Annotated in this window: 26 protein-coding genes; 23 read left to right on the top strand and 3 right to left on the bottom strand. The window is 64.7% G+C overall.

The genetic code is table 11. The annotated features are described in order from the left end of the window. Nucleotide 1: 1 nt before the first annotated feature. Nucleotides 2–382: a bactofilin family protein gene (locus AC1RRJ_RS17100; protein ID WP_493124982.1), complete on the top strand. Its 381-nt coding sequence runs from the start codon at nt 2–4 to the stop codon at nt 380–382. A 53-nt stretch (nt 383–435) separates the two neighbouring features. Here AC1RRJ_RS17100 and catB read toward each other — a convergent pair whose 3' ends face one another. From catB to AC1RRJ_RS17085, 3 genes are all read right to left on the bottom strand, one after another. Next, the gene (gene catB, locus AC1RRJ_RS17095; protein WP_493124809.1) at nt 436–1,068 is read right to left on the bottom strand and encodes a type B chloramphenicol O-acetyltransferase; all 633 of its coding nucleotides are present in this window, start codon (nt 1,066–1,068) and stop codon (nt 436–438) included. Nucleotides 1,069–1,286: 218 nt separating this feature from the next. Next, nucleotides 1,287–1,589 carry a DUF1905 domain-containing protein gene (locus AC1RRJ_RS17090; RefSeq protein ID WP_493124807.1) on the bottom strand — a complete coding sequence of 101 codons (303 nt, stop codon included), beginning with the start codon at nt 1,587–1,589 and terminating at the stop codon, nt 1,287–1,289. Beyond that, on the bottom strand, nt 1,586–3,094 hold the full coding sequence (locus AC1RRJ_RS17085; protein ID WP_493124805.1) for a YifB family Mg chelatase-like AAA ATPase: 1,509 nt from the start codon (nt 3,092–3,094) through the stop codon (nt 1,586–1,588). Before AC1RRJ_RS17085 ends, AC1RRJ_RS17090 begins: the two co-directional genes overlap by 4 nt. Before the next feature lie 165 nt (nt 3,095–3,259). Here AC1RRJ_RS17085 and AC1RRJ_RS17080 point away from each other — a divergent pair, with 165 nt between their 5' ends. The 22 genes from AC1RRJ_RS17080 (at nt 3,260) to yihA (ending at nt 16,541) form a co-directional block, all read left to right on the top strand. Further along, the gene (locus AC1RRJ_RS17080; RefSeq protein ID WP_493124803.1) at nt 3,260–3,931 is read left to right on the top strand and encodes a TetR/AcrR family transcriptional regulator; all 672 of its coding nucleotides are present in this window, start codon (nt 3,260–3,262) and stop codon (nt 3,929–3,931) included. 119 nt (nt 3,932–4,050) lie between these two features. After that, on the top strand, nt 4,051–4,485 hold the full coding sequence (locus AC1RRJ_RS17075; protein ID WP_493124801.1) for a VOC family protein: 435 nt from the start codon (nt 4,051–4,053) through the stop codon (nt 4,483–4,485). Between the two features lie 26 nt (nt 4,486–4,511). Continuing rightward, a complete protein-coding gene (locus tag AC1RRJ_RS17070; RefSeq protein ID WP_493124799.1) occupies nt 4,512–4,928 on the top strand; it encodes a DoxX family protein in 417 nt (138 codons plus the stop codon). Then, a complete protein-coding gene (locus AC1RRJ_RS17065; protein WP_493124797.1) occupies nt 4,925–5,143 on the top strand; it encodes a DUF4287 domain-containing protein in 219 nt (72 codons plus the stop codon). Before AC1RRJ_RS17070 ends, AC1RRJ_RS17065 begins: the two co-directional genes overlap by 4 nt. Before the next feature lie 31 nt (nt 5,144–5,174). Then, nucleotides 5,175–6,062, top strand: a complete 888-nt coding sequence (locus AC1RRJ_RS17060; protein WP_493124795.1) for an alpha/beta fold hydrolase — start codon at nt 5,175–5,177, stop codon at nt 6,060–6,062. A gap of 34 nt (nt 6,063–6,096) precedes the next feature. After that, nucleotides 6,097–6,768, top strand: a complete 672-nt coding sequence (locus tag AC1RRJ_RS17055) for a glutathione S-transferase family protein (protein ID WP_493124793.1) — start codon at nt 6,097–6,099, stop codon at nt 6,766–6,768. A gap of 22 nt (nt 6,769–6,790) precedes the next feature. Continuing rightward, nucleotides 6,791–7,510, top strand: a complete 720-nt coding sequence (locus AC1RRJ_RS17050; protein ID WP_493124791.1) for a DUF1428 domain-containing protein — start codon at nt 6,791–6,793, stop codon at nt 7,508–7,510. A 16-nt stretch (nt 7,511–7,526) separates the two neighbouring features. Next, on the top strand, nt 7,527–8,087 hold the full coding sequence (locus AC1RRJ_RS17045; RefSeq protein WP_493124789.1) for a GFA family protein: 561 nt from the start codon (nt 7,527–7,529) through the stop codon (nt 8,085–8,087). Then, the gene (locus AC1RRJ_RS17040; RefSeq protein ID WP_493124787.1) at nt 8,084–8,383 is read left to right on the top strand and encodes a DUF6958 family protein; all 300 of its coding nucleotides are present in this window, start codon (nt 8,084–8,086) and stop codon (nt 8,381–8,383) included. Before AC1RRJ_RS17045 ends, AC1RRJ_RS17040 begins: the two co-directional genes overlap by 4 nt. Nucleotides 8,384–8,417: 34 nt before the next feature. Continuing rightward, entirely contained in the window at nt 8,418–9,134 is a 717-nt protein-coding gene (locus AC1RRJ_RS17035; protein ID WP_493124785.1) for a DUF899 family protein, read from the top strand. Between the two features lie 22 nt (nt 9,135–9,156). Further along, a complete protein-coding gene (locus AC1RRJ_RS17030; RefSeq protein WP_493124783.1) occupies nt 9,157–9,954 on the top strand; it encodes a VOC family protein in 798 nt (265 codons plus the stop codon). 22 nt (nt 9,955–9,976) lie between these two features. Beyond that, complete coding sequence (locus AC1RRJ_RS17025; RefSeq protein WP_493124781.1) at nt 9,977–10,396, top strand: VOC family protein; 420 nt, start codon at nt 9,977–9,979, stop codon at nt 10,394–10,396. Further along, nucleotides 10,393–10,890 (top strand): VOC family protein, encoded by a 498-nt coding sequence (locus AC1RRJ_RS17020; RefSeq protein WP_493124779.1) that lies wholly within the window; start codon nt 10,393–10,395, stop codon nt 10,888–10,890. The genes AC1RRJ_RS17025 and AC1RRJ_RS17020 overlap by 4 nt, the downstream gene beginning before the upstream one ends. Further along, complete coding sequence (locus AC1RRJ_RS17015; protein ID WP_493124777.1) at nt 10,877–11,326, top strand: hypothetical protein; 450 nt, start codon at nt 10,877–10,879, stop codon at nt 11,324–11,326. The genes AC1RRJ_RS17020 and AC1RRJ_RS17015 overlap by 14 nt, the downstream gene beginning before the upstream one ends. Next, entirely contained in the window at nt 11,326–11,979 is a 654-nt protein-coding gene (locus AC1RRJ_RS17010; protein ID WP_493124775.1) for a glutathione S-transferase family protein, read from the top strand. The genes AC1RRJ_RS17015 and AC1RRJ_RS17010 overlap by 1 nt, the downstream gene beginning before the upstream one ends. 121 nt (nt 11,980–12,100) lie before the next feature. After that, on the top strand, nt 12,101–12,892 hold the full coding sequence (locus AC1RRJ_RS17005) for an alpha/beta hydrolase (protein ID WP_493124773.1): 792 nt from the start codon (nt 12,101–12,103) through the stop codon (nt 12,890–12,892). Between the two features lie 49 nt (nt 12,893–12,941). Next, on the top strand, nt 12,942–13,259 hold the full coding sequence (locus AC1RRJ_RS17000) for a hypothetical protein (RefSeq protein WP_493124771.1): 318 nt from the start codon (nt 12,942–12,944) through the stop codon (nt 13,257–13,259). A 101-nt stretch (nt 13,260–13,360) separates the two neighbouring features. Continuing rightward, entirely contained in the window at nt 13,361–13,495 is a 135-nt protein-coding gene (gene rpmH, locus AC1RRJ_RS16995; RefSeq protein WP_039570342.1) for a 50S ribosomal protein L34, read from the top strand. Between the two features lie 20 nt (nt 13,496–13,515). Next, complete coding sequence (gene rnpA / locus AC1RRJ_RS16990) at nt 13,516–13,866, top strand: ribonuclease P protein component (RefSeq protein WP_493124768.1); 351 nt, start codon at nt 13,516–13,518, stop codon at nt 13,864–13,866. Continuing rightward, nucleotides 13,863–14,075 (top strand): membrane protein insertion efficiency factor YidD, encoded by a 213-nt coding sequence (yidD, locus tag AC1RRJ_RS16985; RefSeq protein WP_088472044.1) that lies wholly within the window; start codon nt 13,863–13,865, stop codon nt 14,073–14,075. Before rnpA ends, yidD begins: the two co-directional genes overlap by 4 nt. Nucleotides 14,076–14,133: 58 nt before the next feature. Then, a complete protein-coding gene (gene yidC, locus AC1RRJ_RS16980; RefSeq protein WP_493124765.1) occupies nt 14,134–15,879 on the top strand; it encodes a membrane protein insertase YidC in 1,746 nt (581 codons plus the stop codon). Beyond that, nucleotides 15,876–16,541, top strand: coding sequence for a ribosome biogenesis GTP-binding protein YihA/YsxC (yihA, locus tag AC1RRJ_RS16975; RefSeq protein WP_493124763.1), 666 nt, complete (start codon nt 15,876–15,878; stop codon nt 16,539–16,541). The genes yidC and yihA overlap by 4 nt, the downstream gene beginning before the upstream one ends. Nucleotides 16,542–16,600: the final 59 nt, after the last annotated feature.

Here is a 16,600-nt window from a genome sequence, read left to right as displayed (position 1 = left end):
GATGGCGACGGGCGCGCGCCACACGACCTTTTCGATCCTCGGATCGGACGTCGTTGTCACCGGCCATGTGTCGGCAAGCGTCGACCTGCACGTCGACGGCAAGATCGAGGGCGATCTGAAATGCGCCAATCTGGTGCAGGGTGAGGCAAGCGAAATCAAGGGCGCGGTCGTTGCCGAAACCGCGAAGATCGCAGGGCTCGTCGATGGCTCGATCGAGGCCAAGACGCTGATCGTCCACGCCACCGCGCGGATCACCGGCGACGTGACCTACGAAAATATCACGATCGAAAACGGCGGCAAGGTCGACGGCAAGCTCAGCCACCGCCGTCACGGCGCCGCGGTTGCCAAGGCCCCGCCACCGCTGGAAGTCGTCGCGAACTAAGCGCGCCGCGGACAGGAATGGAGAGCGGACCAGCCGCTCTCCACCCGGCAACCTCATTCCCTGACCGCATCCTGCCAGTGGCGGTGCAACGCCTCGACGTCGCCGCTCGTGAGCAACGGCATCGCCGGTTGCAGTTGCGCGTCGGTCCAGTCCCACCATTGCATCTCGAGCAGCATCGCGATTCGCGCATCGTCGAAACGCTTTCGGATCGGCTTGGCCGGATTGCCGCCAACGATGGTATAGGGCTCGACGTCGCGCGCCACGAGCGATCGCGTGCCGACCACCGCACCGTGCCCGATACTGATCCCGGGCATGATTACCGCTTCCGAACCGATCCACACGTCATTGCCGATCACCGTGTCGCCCGTCGCTTGAAAGCCGTTTCGGGCCCCCTCGAACGCCGGGACATCGGGCATCCAGAAGAAGGGAAAGGTGCTGATCCAGTCATTCCGGTGCCCCTGATTGCCCGCCATGATGAAGGCCGCACCAGACCCGATCGAGCAGAAGCTGCCGATGACGAGTCTGTCGGCATCGGCATCGGGCAGGATGAAGCGCGCGCAATCGTCAAAGCTGTGGCCGTGATAATAGCCCGAATAATAGCTGTAGCGTCCGACAAGGATATTGGGCTGAGTGACTTGCTTGTCGAGCGTAATGCCCCTGAACGGGCTTTCGAAATAATTGGTCATGATGAAGCTTCCGCACCGCCGGCCCGCACGGGGCCGGACAGTATCCAGACAAAATAAGGCTGAAAAGCGCAGGCACTTGCCGCGCTTCCTATGTTCCTCGCGTCAGAAGCGCGGGAACCCGATGCAGATGGTACACGGGGCGGATTTCATGCGCTGGATCATGCCCCGGCGTTCGCCGGAAGGCAACATCCGGCAGGTTGCGATTGGGGCAAGCGAACTCAGCCCTTCCCGGGCCCGATCCACATCGCAACGCCGACATGGTCGCCAAGCCCGACGCCTTCGGCCTTTTGAACCGCCACCTTGATCGGCAGAAAATAGGTGCCGTCGCGCGGGAAGAGCGAGGTGGTGAATTCGCTTCCCCCCACTTTCGCGACGACCGGCACCACGCCCCAGCCATAGCTCGCCGACAGCGCGGCATAGCGAATCTCGCCGACATGATCGTCGGGAATGCGCGCGAAGAGAAAGGGTGCTGGCCCGCGCCACTCGATGATTTCGGCGACAAAGGCGATGCGCGTCGTCAACTGCGCGGTGCCTGCCGCCGGTAGCTGAGCGCTTCGGCGACATGGATGCGGCCGACGGTGTCGGCGCCCGCAAGGTCGGCGATCGTCCGCGAAACCCGAAGGATGCGAGTATAGCCGCGTGCCGAGAGGCGCATTGCCTCAGCCGCCTGCGCGAGCAATTTGCGGCCGGGCTCGTCGGGGGTCGCGACCGCCTCCATCAGCTCGCCGTCGATTTCGGCGTTGGTGCGCGCCTTGTGATCGGCATAGCGCGCGGTCTGGACATCGCGGGCGGCGGCGACGCGCGCGGCAACCTCGGCGCTGCCTTCGGCGGGGGGCGGCAGAACGAGGTCGGCGGCGCTCACCGCCTGCACCTCGACATGCAGGTCGATGCGATCGAGCAGCGGCCCCGACAGTTTCGCCTGATAATCGGCGGCGCAGCGCGGAGCGCGGCTGCATGCGAGCGCCGCGTCACCCAAATGCCCGCAGCGGCACGGGTTCATCGCCGCGACCAGCTGGACGCGCGCGGGAAAAGTGACATGCGCATTGGCACGCGCAACGCTGACCTCGCCGGTCTCCAGCGGCTGGCGCAGCGAATCGAGCACCCCGCGCTGAAATTCGGGAAGCTCGTCGAGGAAGAGTACGCCGAGATGCGCGAGGCTGACCTCGCCGGGGCGGACGCGCAGCCCGCCGCCGACGAGCGCGGGCATCGACGCCGAATGATGCGGGTTGCGGAACGGCCGCGCGCGGACGAGCCGCCCGCCCTCGAGGTTTCCGGCGACCGAGGCGATCATCGACACCTCCAGCGCCTCGGACGGCGTAAGATCGGGCAATATGCCCGGAAGACACGCCGCCATCAGCGATTTTCCCGCCCCGGGCGGCCCCGCCATCAACAGATTATGCCCGCCCGCCGCCGCAATCTCGAGCGCGCGCTTGGCGGTCTCCTGACCCTTGACCTGCGCAAGGTCGACGCTCCGCGGCGGCACTTCGACGGTGCCCGGCACCGGCGGCGCGAGCAAAGCGGTGCCCCGGAAATGATTGAGCAGCGAGAGCAGGTCGGGCGCCGCGAGCACCTCGACATTCCCCGCCCACGCGGCCTCCGGTCCCTGCGCAACCGGGCAGACGAGCCCGCGATCCTCGCTGCCCGCGTGGATCGCGGCGAGCAGCACCCCCGGCGACGGCGCGACGCGGCCGTCCAGGCCGAGTTCGCCGACGACGACATAAGAGCCGAGCGTTTCGGGATCGACAACACCCATCGCGCCCAAAAGCGCGAGCGCGATCGGCAGGTCGTAGTGCGAACCTTCCTTCGGAAGGTCGGCGGGCGACAGGTTGACAGTGATGATCTTGGGCGGGAGCGACAGGCCTATCGCGGCGATCGCGGCGCGGACGCGCTCGCGGCTTTCGCCGACCGCCTTGTCGGGCAGGCCGACGATGACGAAGCGCGGCAGGCCCGGCGTGACCTGACACTGCACCTCGACCCCGCGGGCTTCGAGCCCGAGATAGGCGACGGTGGAAACGATCGCGACCATGACAATCCCCGGAAGCGGCACGCGATGTGCTCGCTTTGTTCCCCGCGCCTTTTTAGGCCAAGCGGCGGGAAGGTCGAGTCTTTTCGCAACTTCTCGATCTTCGCGCACATCGGGGATGGCGCGGGCGATTTGACAACATACCAACTAGTCGGTATGTCGATGGGCATGAACCCGAATCAGTCCTCCTCCGGCGCCACACCGCCCGCTGCCAGCGCACCGCCTTCGGGCCGCGCGGCGCGGGGGAGTGCGCGGGCGGCGTTGATCGCGGCGGCGCATCAGACGGTGCGCAAACAGGGCTATGCCGCGACGACGGTCGACCAGATCTGCGCCGTGGCGGGGGTGACCAAGGGCGCCTTTTTCCATCACTTCGCGTCGAAGGAAGCGCTGGCGGTTGCGGCGGCCGAGGCGTGGACCGAACGCGCGCGGCCGATGTTCGCGATGCCGCCGTACACCCGACTCGACGATCCGCTCGACCGCCTGCTCGGCCATATCGATTTCCGCTTTGCGATGCTCGACGGCCCGGTCGAGGAGTTCACCTGCTTCGTCGGGACGATGGTGCAGGAAGCCTTTGCGACGAGCGACGCGATCCGGCTGGCGTGCGAGGCGAGCATCAGCGCCTATTGCGACGCGCTGACCCCCGACATCGAAGCGGCGATGACCCGCCACGGCGCGCCCGAAGGCGTCACCGCGCTCGGCCTCGCGCAACATATCCAGTCGGTTTTGCAGGGAAGCTTCATTCTGGCGAAAACGACGAACGATCCGGCGATCGCACGGGAAAGCGTCACCCATTTGAAGCGTTATGTCCGGATGCTGTTCGGCCGGCGAGACGCGGCATGAAGCGCCCCGCACCCGATGTCCGCACCGATACGGACCAGACCACCCCGGCGGAACAAAGCCGCCACGACTAAAGCCGGGCGACGCCAAATGCCGCCCGGACATTTTTAAGGAGAGAGAAAATGCCCCAGATGATTTTTGTGAACCTGCCCGTCACCGACCTCGACAAGTCGAAGGCCTTTTACGAAGCGGTCGGTGCCGTAAACAACCCCGCCTTCACCGACGAAACCGCCGCCTGCATGGTGGTCGCCGAAGGGTCGATCCACGTCATGCTGCTGACCCACGCGAAATGGGCGACCTTCACGTCGAAGGCGATCCCCGACGCGCACACCACCGCACAGGTCCTGCTCTGCGTGTCAGCCGACAGCCGCGACGCGGTCGACGGACAGGTCGACAAGGCGGTCAAGGCCGGCGGCACGGCCGACCCGACCCCGACGCAGGACTTCGGCTTCATGTACGGCCGCAGCTTTGAAGATCCCGATGGCCATATCTGGGAAGTGATGTGGATGGACCCCGCCGCAATCCCCGCCGGCGAACCCGCCGAAGCGGCAGCCTGACCACAAGATAAGGGAGGAGGAAGAGGATGACAGACCAGAACCCCGGAAAGGGCCAGGTGATCGCCGGCCGCATATTGAGCGGCCTCGTGATCCTCTTCCTGCTCTTCGACGCCGGGCTCAAGCTCGTGGCGCCAGAGGTTGCGATCAAATACACCCCGGCCAGCCTCGGATGGCCGCTCGACGTCCCGACGATGACCATGCTCGCGGTCCTGCTGCTGATCCCGACCTTGCTCTATATCTGGCCGCGGACGAGCATATTCGGCGCGATCATCATCACCGGCTATCTCGGCGGCGCGATCGCGACCCATGTCCGCATCGGCAGCCCGCTGTTCAGCCACATATTGTTCGGCGTCTACCTCGGCCTGATGCTGTGGGGCGGGCTGTGGCTGCGCGACCCCCGGGTCCGCGCGATGATGCCGCTTCGGACAGGAGGCGGACAATGAGCTTTCAGGCCTATATCGACAATGTCGAGGCGAAGACCGGCAAATCGGCGGAGGCGCTGAAGGCCATCGCGATCGACAAGGGCCTCGCAGACGAAGCCGGCTTGGCACCCGGCATCAAGGCTGGCGCTATCATCGACTGGCTAAAGGCCGATTACGACCTCGGTCATGGTCACGCGATGTCGGTCGTCGCGTGGATCAAAGGGAAGCGGTCCTAGACTCCGCCTCACCAGCAACAGGAATAATTTGATGACCTATCGTTTTTTCCCGTCGCAGCTTGGCAGCGCCTTTGCGCTGATCGCCTTCGCGACCGCCATGACCGCCCTGCCCCAACCCGCGCAGGCGCAAACCAAGCAGACACAATCACCCGCCGCGAACCAGCCGGCCACCACCGCGAAGAATGGCCATGTCGATGTCGCAGGCGCCGCAATCCAATATCAGGTCCACGGCGACCTGACCTCCGGCCGCACTCCGCTGCTCGTCCTCCACGGCGCATTCATGTCGGGCGGGGTCGATGGTCCGCTGAGCTATGAGCGGATGGCCGATGACGCCGCCGCAGTGCTCGCCAAGCTGGGCGTCGCCAAGGCCGATGTGCTGGGTTACTCGATGGGCGGATCGACTGCGGTCGCGCTTGCGGTCCGCCACCCGGACAAGGTCGGCAAGCAGATCATCCTGTCGGGGACATCGAACCTCGACGGCTGGTATCCCGAAGTGCTGGCGGGGATCGCGCAGATCACCCCTGCGATGTTCGCGGGAAGCCCGATAGAGAGTGAATATAAGCGCCTGTCGCCGGCGCCCGCGAAATTCGCGAAGCTGATCGACAATATCAAGGCGCTCGACGCGAAGCCCTTTGGCTGGCCCGACGATGCGATCCGCGCCATCCCCGGCAAGACGATGGTGATCATCGGCGATGCCGACGGCGTCATGCTCGACCATGCGATCGCCTTGTTCAAGCTGCGCGGCGGCGGCGACGTGGCCGCGGCAACGCAAGGCTTTCTGACCGCTGCGCCGAAAGCACGGCTCGCGATCCTGCCTGCAACCTCGCACATCGGGATCATGACCGAGGCGCCGCTGATCGCCGCGATGGCGACGGCCTTTCTCGACGACAAGGTGCCGCCGATGCCCGCGGGTTTCTAGTCCGCCCCCAACGATAAAAGAGAGAGGAACCATCATGCCCGTCAACCCGAACGCTCCCGTGGAGATCACCGCTTTCGACTGGGTGCCCGAATTCGCGCGCGGCCATGTCCGCGACCTGCGCCCGCGCTGGGCGTGCGAGGAGCTTGGCCTCGATTATGCCGAGCATCTGATCAGCGCGATCAACCGCCCCGCCGACCATTTCCTGTTCCAGCCATGGGGTCAGGTTCCCGTGCTCAACGACGATGGCGTCCGCCTGTTCGAAAGCGGCGCGATCCTGCTTCACCTCGCCGAAAAGGATGCGCGGTTGATGCCGCGCGATGCGCAGGGCCGCGCGAGTGTGCTCGCCTGGATCTTCGCCGCCTATAACAGCGTCGAGCCGATGCTGTTCGAGCTGAACAATGTCGATATTTTCGCCCGCGAAGAAGAATGGGCGAAATTGCGCCGCCCCAGCCTGATCGAATTCATCGAGGGCCGGCTCGGCCGGCTCAATGATGCAATGGGCGACAAACAATATCTGGTTGGCGACTTCACCGCCGCCGACATCGCGATGGCGTCGGTGCTGCGCGAAGCGGTCGACGCCGGACTGATCGCCGGGCAGCCGCGACTGCAGGCCTATCTCGACCGCTGCCTCGCGCGCCCGGCGTTCCGGAAAGCATTGGCGGCCCAGTTGGCCGCCTTCAGCGAAGAAGCGGGACCACCCGCCTGACACCCCCCGAAGGAGAGAGACGATGACCTATGTAGAAGGATTTGTGGTCGCGGTGCCGACCGCCAACAAGGAAGCCTATCGCAAACATGCCGCCGACGCCGCGCATCTGTTCAAGGAATTTGGCGTGGCGCGGATGGTCGAATGCTGGGGCGATGATGTCCCCGACGGCAAGGTGAATGATTTCAAGGGCGCGGTGCAGGCCCAGCCCGACGAAACCGTCGTCTTCAGCTGGTTCGAATATCCCGACAAGGCAACCCGCGACGCCGCGAATGCGAAGATGATGAGCGATCCGAGGATGGCGGCGATGGGCGGCGACATGCCCTTTGACGGCAAGCGGATGATCATCGGCGGGTTCGATTCGATCGTCGACGATCGGGCGAAGGGCGAGACCGGTTATGTCGACGGCTATATCGTGCCCGTCCCCGTCGGAAATAAGGAGGCCTATCGTGCGCTCGCGCAGAAGGCGTCCGAAGTCTTCCGCGACTATGGCGCAACGCGCGTCGTCGAGGCGTGGAGCGACGATGTCCCCGACGGCAAGGTCACCGACTATAGCCGCGCGGCGCACAAGAAGGATGGCGAGAGCGTCGTCTACAGCTGGGTCGAATGGCCGGACAAGGAAGCCCGCACCGCCGGCTGGGAAAAGATGATGGCCGACGACCGGATGAAGCCCGATCCCGACAACACCCCGTTCGACGGCGCGCGGATGATTTATGGCGGCTTCGCCCCGATCGTCGAAGCCTGAGCGCGGAGATCGTTCGATGACCGACATGCATCGGAGCGATCGGACCGAAAGGCGCACCGCGTCGTGCCAATGCGGCGCGGTGACGCTGGAGCTGGCGGGAAAGCCGATCACGGTCGCGACCTGCTATTGCCACAGTTGCCAGCAGGCCGGGCAGGCGTTCGATGCGCTGCCCGGCGCCCCGGGGGTGCTGGACAAGGACGGCGGGACGCCATTTGTGCTCGCGCGCAAGGATCGCGTAACCTGGCTGTCGGGATCGGAACAGCTGGGCGAACATCGTCTGACCCCCGATGCACCGACGCGGCGTTTTGTGTCGCGCTGTTGCAACTCGCCGATCTGTCTCGAGTTTACCAAGGGGCATTGGCTGAGCGTCTATTCGGGACGCATCGCCGAGCAGGAACGGCCACCGGCCGAAATGCGGACGATGGTCAAGGACCGGCGCGAGGATGTCGAACTGCCGGGCGACATCCCCAATTATGCGTCGCCGTCGGGCAAGTTCATGTGGCGGTTGCTGACGGCGTGGATCGCGATGGGTTTTCGCGCCCCGCCGATCGAAGCGACGAAGGGATTTCGGCGATGAGCAAGGTCATCGAGCGCGTCGAGATGCACAATGTCATGAGCCCCGGCCATGTCGTGCGCGTCGACAAGGCCAAATATGACGCAATGAAAGATGCGATGCTGGCGGTGGTGCCAGAGGCCGAACCGGGGCTGACGGTCGCCGAAATCAAGGCGGGCGTGTTGCCCTTGCTGCCCGAGGAGCTCTTCCCTGGCGGCGCCAAGGCGGGATGGTGGCTGAAGGGTGTCCAGCTCGATCTTGAAGCAAAGGCCGTGATCGCGCGCGCGAACAGCAAGCCGCTGCGGCTGCACCGGCTATAGGCCACGCCGCCCGATGCGGCGAAGGAGACGGAATATGGAATATCTGTCCTTCCCCAATGAAAGCGCCGCCTATCGCGCGGCGCGGATCGAGCTGTTGAACGACGAGATCGCGCTGCGCCGCCAGATCGAGGCGGTCGCCGCGAAGCGTCGCGCATTGCCGCCCGGCGGCGAGATCGGCGAAGATTATGTGTTCGAGCGCATCGGGGTGCATCAGCGGCGCGAGCCGGTGAAGCTGTCCGAATTGTTCGGTAATCACCCCAGTATCCTCCTCTACAGCTTCATGTTCGGGGCCGACCGCGACACGCCCTGCCCCGGCTGCACCCATATGCTCGACGCGATCGACGGCAGCGCGCGGCACGTCGGCCAGCGCGCGCCGCTCTATATCGTCGCCAAGTCGCCGATCGCGCGGCTGGAGGCGTGGGCGCGCGAGCGGCGCTGGCCGCACCTGAGCTTCCTGTCCGATAGCGAAGGCCGCTATTCGGCCGATTATTATGGCGACACCCGCAAGCTGACCGACGCCAAGCGCACCGAGCGCGGGATGAAGCCGGACGAAAATTGGGACGAGACGATCTTCAATGTCTTTCACCAGACGGGCGGCCGTGTTCGCCACGTCTGGGGTAGCGAGATGGCCTATGAGCCCGGGGATCCCGGCCAGCACCACCGCGCCGGCGACCTAGTCGATCCTTTGTGGGGGCTGCTCGACATGACGCCGGAGGGGCGCGGCAGCTTCTTCCCTAGCCTCACCTATTGACCTTTTCGCAAGGAGAAAGACGATGACCAAGGCATCCAATTTCATCTGGTACGAGCTGATGACCAGCAACTCGGCGGGTGCGGCGGCCTTCTATGGCGCCGTCGTCGGCTGGAACATCGCGGCGCACGGGGAAACCGGCGCAGGCGGCGTCGACTATCGCATGATCGGGCGCAGCGACGGCGGCAATGCCGGCGGCGTGCTGGCGCTCAATGCCGACATGCTCGCTGGCGGGGCGCGGCCTTGCTGGCTCGGCTATCTCGAGGTTGCCGATGTCGACGCGAGTATCGCCGCGATCAAGGCTGATGGCGGCGCGCTGCACATGCCCGCGACCGACCTGCCCGTCGGGCGGATCGCGATGGTGTCGGACCCGCAGGGCGCGGCCTTCTATATCATGGCCCCGATCCCGCCCGCGGGCATGGAGAAGAGCGAAAGCGACGTCTTCTCGGTGACCGAGGCGCAGCATGTGCGCTGGAACGAGCTGGCGACGAGCGATCCCGGCGCCGCGATCGCCTTCTATAAAAAGCACTTCGGCTGGGGTCAGGAAGGCGAAATGGATATGGGCGAGATGGGCGCCTATCGCTTCCTCCAACGCGGCGGCGTCGGGCTCGGCGCGGTGATGCCGCTGATGGAAGGCTATCCGGTGCCGGCGTGGAATTTCTACATCGGCGTCGACGATATCGACCGCGCCCACGCCGCGGTCACCGCCAATGGTGGTACCGTCACCAACGAACCGATGGAAATCCCCGGCGGCGAATTTGCGATGAACGCGGTCGACCCGCAGGGCGCCGCGGTCGGCTTCGTCGGGCCGCGCAAACGATAAACACAAGCGAAGGAGAGAGACGATGGCACAACCCAATCACGGGCCGACCGGCGGCCTGACCCCGCATATCGCGATTGCCGACAAGCGCGCGAGCGAGGCGATCGAATTCTACAAAAAGGCGTTCGGCGCAGTCGAACAGGTGCGGGTACCCGCCGACGACGGGGTGCGGCTGATGCACGCGCACCTCCACGTCAACGGCGCGTCGCTGATGATGCACGACGAATTTCCGGAATATGTCAGCGAGCCCTCGGGCAAGCCCGACGGCGTGACTTTACACCTGCAGGTCGACGACACCGACACCTGGTTCCGGCGCGCGGTCGATGCCGGCGCGACCGTGGTGATGGGGCCCGAGAATATGTTCTGGGGCGACCGCTATGCGCAGGTGAAAGACCCCTTCGGTCATCTCTGGTCGATCGGCACCCCCATCAAAGGAGAAGGATGATGACCAAAGCAACCCTCTGCCTCTGGTACGACAAGGACGCCGAGGAAGCGGCGAATTTCTATGCCGCGACCTTTCCTGACAGCCATGTCGGTGCTGCCCACCGCGCCCCCGCCGATAATCCGAGCAGCCCCGAAGGCGCCGTCCTGACGGTCGATTTCACCGTGCTCGGCTTTCCCTGCATCGGCCTCAACGGCGGATCGACCTTCAAGCACAGCGAGGCTTTTTCGTTCCAGATCGACACCCGCGATCAGGAAGAAACCGACCGCTACTGGAACGCCATCGTCGGCAATGGTGGACAGGAAAGCATGTGCGGCTGGTGCAAGGACAAATGGGGAATTTCGTGGCAGATCACCCCGCGCGCGCTGACCGAGGTGATGACGGGCGGCGACAAGGCCGCCGCCAAGCGCGCGTTCGAGGCGATGATGACGATGAAGAAGATCGACGTCGCCGCGATCGAAGCCGCAATCCGGGGCGAAGAAGTTGGCGCGGCGTAGCCCCGCGCTCAACGCCTGGCTGCTCTGCGCTACGCTCGACATCGTCTATGCGGCGGTGGCGAGCGTGGCGCAGGGCGGCACCGTCTCGTCCATGTTGCACGCGGTCGCGAGCGGACCGTTCGGTGACGGCGCACGGACGTGGGGCTTTGGCGGCGACGTTGCCGGGCTGGCGACCCATTTTGCGATCATGGGTGTCATGGTCTGGACCTTCGTCGCCACCCGCCGCCTCTGGCCAGCCGGATGGCCATGGTGGCTGATCGGCTCCGTCTATGGCCTGATTCTCTATCTGGTGATGAACGCGCTCGTCCTGCCGCTGCGCTTTGGATCGCCATTTCCCCCGACCGCCATGCTCAAGGGCGCAATCGCGCTCTTTCCCCATATTTTCTTCGTCGGGCTGCCGCTCGGCTGGATGTTCACACGCAAGGATGCGCGCTGATGCTGATTTTCTATGGCCACCCCTTTTCGTCCTACAGCTGGAAGGCGCAGATCGCGCTTTATGAAAAGGGTCTCGATTTCGAATATCGCAACGTCGACCCCGAATTTCCGGCGCATGCCAAAGAGCTTTACGCGCTGTGGCCAGTGGGCAAATTTCCGCTGCTCGTCGATGGTGACCGGACCCTGTTCGAGACCTCGATCGTCATCGAATATCTCGACCGCGTTCAGCCCGAACCGTGGATGATCCCCGAAGACGCTGACGCCGCGTTGAAAGTGCGGCAGATGGACCGCGTCTTCGACCTCCACGTCATGGCGGTGATGCAGGAAATTGTGAACGACCGCATCCGCGGCCCCGAAGGCCATGCACCGATGATCGTCGAGAAAGCGAAGGCCGGGCTCAACACGATTTACGCATGGCTCGACAAGGAACTGGCAGGCGACGGCTGGGCGACCCCGGCGGGGTTCACACTCGCCGATTGCGCGGCTGCGCCGTCGCTCTTCTACGCCGACTGGGTGCATGAAATTCCGGTGCACTTCGAAAATCTGCGCGCCTATCGCGCCCGCCTGCTCGCGCGGCCGTCGGTCGCCCGAGCGGTCGATGGCGGGCGGCGCTATCGTGGCTATTTCCCCGGCGGTGCGCCCGACCGCGATTGAGTCAAACCGTCCCGATCCTCCCCGGCCCCGGCCGGGGAACTTCCTCCCTGCAACAGAGTTAATATTCTGCTGACCGTGCCGTTTGACGCCTTGGTAGGCGTGCTCGCGCAAGGACGGGATCATGATCTTGCAGGTCGCCCTCGTTCGCACGTTGATCGTCGCACTTTGCGCGGCGGTGCTGGCGTTCGCGCCCGCGCAGGCGCACGCGCAGCAGCAGATGGTGATCGTCACCACGACCGTTAGCTGGACCTATGAAGACACGGACGACGACGCGCGCGCGATCGACGAGAATGTCGCGCTGCTCGATGACGAGACGCTCGCGGATGTGGCAGTCGACAAGACGCAGGGCGCAACGCGCCGCTATGCGCCCCATGCGGTGCTCGCGACGCTTGGCCATGCCCAGGCCCGCTATGGCCCCTTTTCGGTGATTAACGGCCAGACCGCGCGCATGGCGGGCGATGTCGATGGCCGGACGCCGCGCCAGTTTGCGGCGATGCTTGCGGCGCACCCCGGGCTCAAGCGCCTGGAAATGCTCGATTGTCCCGGCAGCCTCGATGAAGCAGCGAACCTGATCCTCGCGCGCGCGATTCGCCGTGCGGGCATGGAAACCGTCGTGCCGAGCGGCGGATCGGTGCGGTCGGGCGCGGTCGAACTGTGGCTCGCCGGGGTGCGGCGCAGCGCGGCACCCGATGCCGAATTCGGCGTCCATAGCTGGGCCGACGAAACCGGCCGCGAGGCGAACGACTACCCCGCGAGCGATCCGGTCCACGCCGAATATCTGAGCTATTATCGCGAAATGGGGATGCCCGATGCCAAGGCGCGCGCCTTTTACGCGCTGACCAACAGCACCCCGTTCGACGAGGTCCGCTATCTAACGCGCGAGGATATGGCGCGATTTGTTGTGGTGAACTAGCCCGTCGCGGCGGTTGCAACCCGGCGTACGCCTCCCCACATCGGCCGTCATGGCGAAGCTCGGCCTCTATCAACGTTTGCGGTCGACCGCGCAGGTTCGCCTGACGCTGTTCATCCTGGGCGTGGTGCTGATGATCCTGGCACCGATCATCGGCATCCTGCCCGGCCCCGGCTTTATCATTTTGTTCCCGGTCGGCCTGATGCTCTGTCTTCAGAACAGCGCGTGGGCGAAGCGCATCTATGTGCGTTTCAAATGGCGCCATCCGCGCTATGCCGGCTGGACCGACCGTGTGATGCAGCGCGCGAGCGCGGCGCGGCGACGGGCGAAGGCCAGGCTAACGAAGCCGGAAACCCGCGATGGCGATTGACTTTGCGCCGACTCTCGCTTATCCGCGCCTCCATCAGTGGCCGCCCACGTTTGGCGGCCCTTTTCTGTTACAGCCTTTGACGAGAATTAGGGATAACCGCGATGAAGCGTACCTTTCAACCGAGCAACCTCGTACGCGCACGTCGCCACGGTTTCCGCGCCCGCAAAGCGACCGTTGGCGGCCGCAAGATTCTTGCCAACCGCCGCGCCCAGGGCCGCAAGAAGCTGTCGGCCTGACATTTTTGCGTGCGCAAGCGATGTCGCTGCGCACCCTCAGCAAACGTAGCGAGTTTCTGGCCGCGAATCGCGGCCTTCGCTATCCCATGCCCGGCTTCGTCCTGCTCGTCCGCCCACGCGGCGACAGCGACGACACGCTGGGCATTGGCTATACCGTCAGCAAAAAAGTCGGCAACGCGGTCACCCGCAACCGGATGAAGCGCCGGTTTCGCGAACTCGCGCGCGCCGCCATGCCCAGGTCAGGCATTTCCGGTGCCGACCTTGTCCTGATCGGTCGCCCCGGCGGTAACGACATCGTCTTTGCCGAACTCGGCGAGCATCTCGATTCGGCGCTGAAGCGCGCGGCGAAGAAACTCGCGAAACCATCATGATCGCCAAGCTGATGATCCTGGTCGCGCGCGGCTGGCAAATCGGCCCGTCGCGCATCCTTCCACCCAGCTGCCGCTATACACCCTCGTGCAGCGCCTATGCGATTACCGCCCTCCAGCGCTATGGCGCGATCAAGGGTGGCTGGATCGCGACAAAGCGGCTATTGCGCTGCCATCCTTGGGGCGGCCACGGCCACGACCCGGTGCCTTAGGGTTTACGGACCCTCCCGGCATCACCCCCGATATTGAGACGAAGAGAGACGAACGCGCGTGGACGACAAACGTAACCTGATCGCGGCCATCCTGTTATCGGTGGCCATCCTGCTCGGCTGGAACTTCGTCTCCGGGAAATTCTTTCCGACACCCGCCAAGCCCGATGTCACGACGACCGCTGCCGGCAACCATAGCCCGTCGACCGCCGCGAATCCGGCGCTTCCCGGCGCCCTGCCGGCACCGGGAACGCCCGGCGCGCCCGCGTCGCAGGTGATCCGCCCGGTCGAAGCCGTGCTCGCCGCCGGCCAACGCATCGCGATCGAAACGCCAAAGCTGGCGGGGTCGATCAACCTCGTCGGCGCGCGCGTCGATGACATCACGCTGACCCAATATCGCCAGACGATCAAAAAGGATTCGCCCCCGGTTCGCCTCTTCTCCCCCGCGGGAACGAAGGGCGCCTATTTCGCGACTCTCGGCTGGTCGGCGCAGGGCTTTGCGGTTCCTGATGCCAACAGCGTCTGGACCGCGACGGGCGCCAGGCTGACCCCGACGACCCCGGTGACGCTGAGCTGGGCCAACACCACCGGCCAGAGCTTTCGCATCGAATACAGTGTCGACAAGGATTATCTGATCACCGCAAAGCAGACAATCGCCAACAACGGCGCCGCGCCGGTTGCGGTCCGCAGCGGCACCTATATCGACCGCACCGGCAAGCCGACCGATCCGCACGAGCAGGATAGCTGGACGATCCACGTCGGCCCGACGGGCTATCTCGACGGCAAATCCAACTTCACCAATTACGACGAGCTCGTCGAAGCGCCGAACAAGACAGTGTCCTATGGCGCCGCCGGGTGGCTTGGCTTTACCGACAAATACTGGCTCGCCGCAGTGGTCCCCGCCAAGGGCGAAAAAGTGTCGGCGGCGTTCAACGCGCTTCCCGGCGACAGCTATCGCGCCGCCTTCGCCCGCGACCTGACCGAAGTCGCGCCCGGCAAGCAGCTGACAACGACCAGCCGCATCTTTGCCGGCGCCAAGGAAGTCAGCACCCTGTCGATGTATCAGGACGATCAGGGCATCACCCGCCTGTCGAACGCGATCGACTGGGGCTGGTTCGAATTTTTCGAAGTGCCGATCTTCAAGCTTCTCGACTGGCTGTTCAAGCAGGTCGGCAATTTCGGCGTCGCGATCATGGCGCTGACCCTGATCATTCGCCTCCTCATGTTCCCGATCGCCCAGCGCCAGTTCCATTCGATGGCGCAGATGCGCGTCGTACAGCCAAAAATGAAACTGCTGCAGGATCGCTACAAGGACGACAAGCCGAAGATGCAGCAGGAGCTGATGAAGCTCTACAAGGATGAAAAGATCAATCCGCTGGCGGGCTGTCTGCCGATCGTGATCCAGATCCCGATCTTCTATGCGCTGTACAAGGTGCTGATGCTGACGATCGAAATGCGCCACCAGCCCTTCATCCTGTGGATCAAGGATCTCTCGGCCCCCGATCCGGCGCATATCCTGAACCTGTTCGGCCTGTTGCCCTTCACCCCGCCGTCGCTGCTGAGCATCGGCATTCTTGCGGTGATCCTGGGTACGACCATGTATCTGCAGTTCCGCCTGAACCCCGCCCCCGCCGACCCGGTGCAGGCACAGGTGTTCAAGATCATGCCGTGGATCTTCATGTTCGTCATGGCGCCGTTCGCCGCCGGCCTGCTGCTCTACTGGATCACCAACAATATCCTGTCGATCGGCCAGCAGCAGTGGATGTACCGCAAGTTCCCGGCGTTGAAGGCGGCGCCCGCGAAATGAGCGACATCGACACGGACATCGAACCCGGCGCCGATCCCGAACGGGCCGAGCGGGCGCGCAAGCTGTTTTCGGGGCCGATTGTGTTCCTGAAATCGGCGCCGGCGCTGGAGCATCTTCCGGTGCCGAGCATGCCCGAGATCGCCTTTGCCGGGCGCTCGAACGTCGGCAAGTCGTCGCTGCTCAACGCGCTGACCAACCGCAACAGCCTCGCGCGTACCTCGGTCACCCCGGGCCGGACGCAGGAGCTCAACTATTTCGACGTCGGCGAACCGCTGATTTTCCGGCTTGTCGACATGCCCGGCTATGGCTTTGCCAAGGCGCCGAAGGATGTCGTCAAGAAATGGCGCTATCTGATCAACGACTATTTGCGCGGGCGCGTGGTGCTCAAGCGCACGCTGGTGCTGATCGACAGCCGCCACGGGATGAAGGATGTCGACCGCGAATTTCTCGAAATGCTCGACGTCGCGGCGGTGAGCTATCGCATTGTCCTGACCAAGGCCGACAAGATCAAGGCGAGCGAACTCGCCGCAGTCCACGCTGCGACCGAAGCCGAAGCCCGCAAGCATGCCGCCGCGCACCCCGAGGTGATCGTGACGAGCAGCGAAAAGGGTCTGGGCATCGCCGAGCTGCGCACCGCGGTGCTGGAAGCGGTGGAGATCTGATTTCTTCCCCCCTCCCGCTTGCGGGAGGGGAGTTACTGGTCGAATGTGCCCCCGGCACA

The sequence above is a fragment of the Sphingopyxis sp. GW821-FHT12C06 genome (assembly GCF_058807415.1).
The sequence above is the reverse complement of the archived record's forward strand: the minus strand, read 5'-3'. Positions and strand labels throughout refer to the sequence as shown.

What these genes read in the sequence shown, in the direction of transcription:
- AC1RRJ_RS17100 (WP_493124982.1), top strand. Translation starts at nt 2, where the DNA reads ATGGCGACGGGCGCGCGCCACACGACCTTTTCGATCCTCGGATCGGAC.
- catB (WP_493124809.1), bottom strand. Translation starts at nt 1,068, where the DNA reads ATGACCAATTATTTCGAAAGCCCGTTCAGGGGCATTACGCTCGACAAG.
- AC1RRJ_RS17085 (WP_493124805.1), bottom strand. Translation starts at nt 3,094, where the DNA reads ATGGTCGCGATCGTTTCCACCGTCGCCTATCTCGGGCTCGAAGCCCGC.
- AC1RRJ_RS17080 (WP_493124803.1), top strand. Translation starts at nt 3,260, where the DNA reads ATGAACCCGAATCAGTCCTCCTCCGGCGCCACACCGCCCGCTGCCAGC.
- AC1RRJ_RS17075 (WP_493124801.1), top strand. Translation starts at nt 4,051, where the DNA reads ATGCCCCAGATGATTTTTGTGAACCTGCCCGTCACCGACCTCGACAAG.
- AC1RRJ_RS17070 (WP_493124799.1), top strand. Translation starts at nt 4,512, where the DNA reads ATGACAGACCAGAACCCCGGAAAGGGCCAGGTGATCGCCGGCCGCATA.
- AC1RRJ_RS17065 (WP_493124797.1), top strand. Translation starts at nt 4,925, where the DNA reads ATGAGCTTTCAGGCCTATATCGACAATGTCGAGGCGAAGACCGGCAAA.
- AC1RRJ_RS17060 (WP_493124795.1), top strand. Translation starts at nt 5,175, where the DNA reads ATGACCTATCGTTTTTTCCCGTCGCAGCTTGGCAGCGCCTTTGCGCTG.
- AC1RRJ_RS17055 (WP_493124793.1), top strand. Translation starts at nt 6,097, where the DNA reads ATGCCCGTCAACCCGAACGCTCCCGTGGAGATCACCGCTTTCGACTGG.
- AC1RRJ_RS17050 (WP_493124791.1), top strand. Translation starts at nt 6,791, where the DNA reads ATGACCTATGTAGAAGGATTTGTGGTCGCGGTGCCGACCGCCAACAAG.
- AC1RRJ_RS17045 (WP_493124789.1), top strand. Translation starts at nt 7,527, where the DNA reads ATGACCGACATGCATCGGAGCGATCGGACCGAAAGGCGCACCGCGTCG.
- AC1RRJ_RS17040 (WP_493124787.1), top strand. Translation starts at nt 8,084, where the DNA reads ATGAGCAAGGTCATCGAGCGCGTCGAGATGCACAATGTCATGAGCCCC.
- AC1RRJ_RS17035 (WP_493124785.1), top strand. Translation starts at nt 8,418, where the DNA reads ATGGAATATCTGTCCTTCCCCAATGAAAGCGCCGCCTATCGCGCGGCG.
- AC1RRJ_RS17030 (WP_493124783.1), top strand. Translation starts at nt 9,157, where the DNA reads ATGACCAAGGCATCCAATTTCATCTGGTACGAGCTGATGACCAGCAAC.
- AC1RRJ_RS17025 (WP_493124781.1), top strand. Translation starts at nt 9,977, where the DNA reads ATGGCACAACCCAATCACGGGCCGACCGGCGGCCTGACCCCGCATATC.
- AC1RRJ_RS17020 (WP_493124779.1), top strand. Translation starts at nt 10,393, where the DNA reads ATGATGACCAAAGCAACCCTCTGCCTCTGGTACGACAAGGACGCCGAG.
- AC1RRJ_RS17010 (WP_493124775.1), top strand. Translation starts at nt 11,326, where the DNA reads ATGCTGATTTTCTATGGCCACCCCTTTTCGTCCTACAGCTGGAAGGCG.
- AC1RRJ_RS17005 (WP_493124773.1), top strand. Translation starts at nt 12,101, where the DNA reads ATGATCTTGCAGGTCGCCCTCGTTCGCACGTTGATCGTCGCACTTTGC.
- AC1RRJ_RS17000 (WP_493124771.1), top strand. Translation starts at nt 12,942, where the DNA reads ATGGCGAAGCTCGGCCTCTATCAACGTTTGCGGTCGACCGCGCAGGTT.
- rpmH (WP_039570342.1), top strand. Translation starts at nt 13,361, where the DNA reads ATGAAGCGTACCTTTCAACCGAGCAACCTCGTACGCGCACGTCGCCAC.
- rnpA (WP_493124768.1), top strand. Translation starts at nt 13,516, where the DNA reads ATGTCGCTGCGCACCCTCAGCAAACGTAGCGAGTTTCTGGCCGCGAAT.
- yidD (WP_088472044.1), top strand. Translation starts at nt 13,863, where the DNA reads ATGATCGCCAAGCTGATGATCCTGGTCGCGCGCGGCTGGCAAATCGGC.
- yihA (WP_493124763.1), top strand. Translation starts at nt 15,876, where the DNA reads ATGAGCGACATCGACACGGACATCGAACCCGGCGCCGATCCCGAACGG.